This window comes from Cognatiyoonia sp. IB215182, assembly GCF_033963905.1.
Classification (GTDB): domain Bacteria; phylum Pseudomonadota; class Alphaproteobacteria; order Rhodobacterales; family Rhodobacteraceae; genus Yoonia.
This window is the reverse complement of the sequence record NZ_JAXBMB010000053.1, coordinates 1-2,409: the sequence shown is the minus strand read 5'-3', so window position 1 is coordinate 2,409 and position 2,409 is coordinate 1. Positions and strand designations below refer to the sequence as shown.

Here is a 2,409-nt window from a genome sequence, read left to right as displayed (position 1 = left end):
GGCAGGCTCCTGAAGGACACGCCATCGCGATGGACTGGTGCGAAGGCTTCATGGAGGCGGTGATTGAGCAGGTAGAGCAGGTTCATCATCCTGGCGTCCTTTCCGACCATGATCTGGAACCGGTCACGCTCCATGCCATCGAGGATCGTTTTGGCGGCAACATCGGGCGCTGTTGACGGCGGCGGTTTCGCTGTCGCGCTGTCACCCATCGGGTTTTTAACGTTCGAGTTGGCCATCATGTTGGTGCCGATCGCGCCGGGAAAGACGGTGCTGACACGGACCGGCGTTTCCAGAAGCTCGGCATAAAGACCTTCGGAGAGGATCTTCACGGCGGCTTGCCGGAAATATCCTCCGGGGAATGCCCGAAGGGCAGGTGGCAGACAGCCCATATTCGCGCAAAGTCAGTGGTTCAGCAGCTTGAAAGCTCTTCACTCGCGGGCCGATGAGGCCATTCCTGTCTGGGGCAAAACTTGACAAAACACTCAGCCATGCGCACGATCATGGCACACCGTCACGGACGTCCGGGTAAACGATGGCCGCTGTCCTTGGAGGTGTGCATGGCATCCGGAATATTTAATACTCCGACGCAGAGTTTTCTCTATACGGACGTTGTACCGGTCGAATCGCTTAACTCTGGCGATATCGCAGTCTTTGGGGCTCCCCACGGGACCTCCTATGGCGGTTTGGGGGACGTGAATTATAACGTCGCCACAGACAGTGCCAATGCGCCTCGCGCGATCCGCCATGCTGCAAACGAGTCTTCGTCTAACATCGACCACTACGACTTCGACCTGGGCGGTCCGCTGATGGCGGGCGGGCAAAGACGGCTTGTTGATCTGGGTGATCTTGATCTGGGCGTGGGGAAGGGGGAAGACAACCGGCAAGCCATCCAGGGCGCGACGACATCCGTCCTTCAGCGTGGCGCAACTCCGGTCATTCTAGGTGGTGACGACAGCATCCCGATCCCCTTTCTGCGCGCATTCGCAGATCGGGGGTCAATCGATATTCTTCAGATTGATGCGCATATCGACTGGCGGGATCGTATTGACGGTGAGCCTGACGGCTATTCCAGTACCATGCGACGCGCGTCAGAACTGCCATTTGTGCGTTCTATTACCCAGATCGGGATGCGCGGCGTTGGCAGTGCGCGCCCGCAAGAGGTTCAAACAGCGCTGGACTGGGGTGCGCGTCTGATCACCGTGGCTGAGACTCGTAAGCTGGGGCGGCAAGGCATTACAGATACCATTCCAACTGGCGGTAATCTGCTGCTTCAACTGGATTGCGATGCGCTTGATACATCCGTTTGCCCGGCAGTGAACGCGCCGACACCGGGCGGGTTTCAGTATGACGAACTCGCCGATGTCATCCGCACGGTCATTGCACAGAGGCAAACCGTTGGCTTTTCCATTGTGGAGCTCGTGCCGACTTTGGATTCCAACATGATTTCGGCCATCGCCGCCGCCCGTATCACCTGCAACGTGATCGGGTCACTGGCTCGGTCCTTCACCTGAATCTGATATTGAGGTACAAAATGAACTTTTTAAGAATCGTCATGGCCGCAACCATCTTCCTGGGTGCCACAGCCAGTCAAAGCATCGCGCAAGACGTTATCCGTATGGACACGGAGGGTGCCTATCCTCCCTACAACTTTATCAATGATAACGGTGAGGTAAGTGGCTTGGAACGCGCGCTTGGAGATGAACTCTGCCGTCGTGCCGAGCTGACCTGTGTTTGGGTTACCAATGATTGGGACTCGATCATTCCCAACCTTGTGTCTGGGAACTACGACACGATTATCGCAAGTATGAGCATCACACCGGAACGCGAGCAGGTCATCAGCTTCACCGAGAATTACGTCTTGGCAGATGGCGCGCCAGTTGTTCAGACTGTCCTTCGGCGCTGTAGACGTAAGCATAGATCGTCTCATGGCTGACACGCACAGGCTGGTCATCAAAGCCAAGGCGACCCGCGATCTGTTCCGGTGTCCAGCCGATCCTCAACTGCGCGATGACATGCGCGCGAAGATCATCAAGCCGGATCAGCTTGCGCCGACGCGCGCGCCTGGCGTCGGCCGTTCGCTGAGCTGTCACGCCGTAGTAGCCATTCAGTTCTGGCAGCTCGTCGTCTTCAAAACCGTTACGCTTGATCTCACGATACACAGTCGAGCGATGCCTGCCGATCGTTGCTGCGATCTCGTTCACAGGCACCTTTGCGTGCAACATGTCTTCAATTGCGCGTCTCTCACGCAAATCCAGCTCTGTGTGGGCCAATTCCATTCTCCTTGCTTTCCAGCAAGATAGGGGATTTGTCGCAACCCAGTTTAGAATGTGCCCCAGCTACAATAAGTGTAAACGCCATTCAGAAATGTCACCTGGGTTTGCAAAGCAGGAATGTCACCCTGAGTGCAAC

At 56.4% G+C, this 2,409-nt stretch carries 2 protein-coding genes and 2 pseudogenes; 2 read left to right on the top strand and 2 right to left on the bottom strand.

Annotated features, from left to right (window positions below):
* Nucleotides 1–389 (bottom strand): annotated as a pseudogene (locus SLH47_RS26180) (hypothetical protein); the annotation flags it as partial.
* Between the two features lie 168 nt (nt 390–557).
* On the opposite strand from SLH47_RS26180, the gene SLH47_RS26175 reads away from it, so the two are divergent.
* Entirely contained in the window at nt 558–1,511 is a 954-nt protein-coding gene (locus SLH47_RS26175; protein ID WP_320244079.1) for an arginase family protein, read from the top strand.
* 41 nt (nt 1,512–1,552) lie between these two features.
* Nucleotides 1,553–1,858 (top strand): annotated as a pseudogene (locus tag SLH47_RS26170) (transporter substrate-binding domain-containing protein); the annotation flags it as partial.
* Here SLH47_RS26170 and SLH47_RS26165 read toward each other — a convergent pair.
* Nucleotides 1,842–2,276 (bottom strand): helix-turn-helix domain-containing protein, encoded by a 435-nt coding sequence (locus SLH47_RS26165; RefSeq protein WP_320244077.1) that lies wholly within the window; start codon nt 2,274–2,276, stop codon nt 1,842–1,844. The pseudogene SLH47_RS26170 and the gene SLH47_RS26165 overlap by 17 nt on opposite strands.
* Between the last annotated feature and the right edge of the window lie 133 nt (nt 2,277–2,409).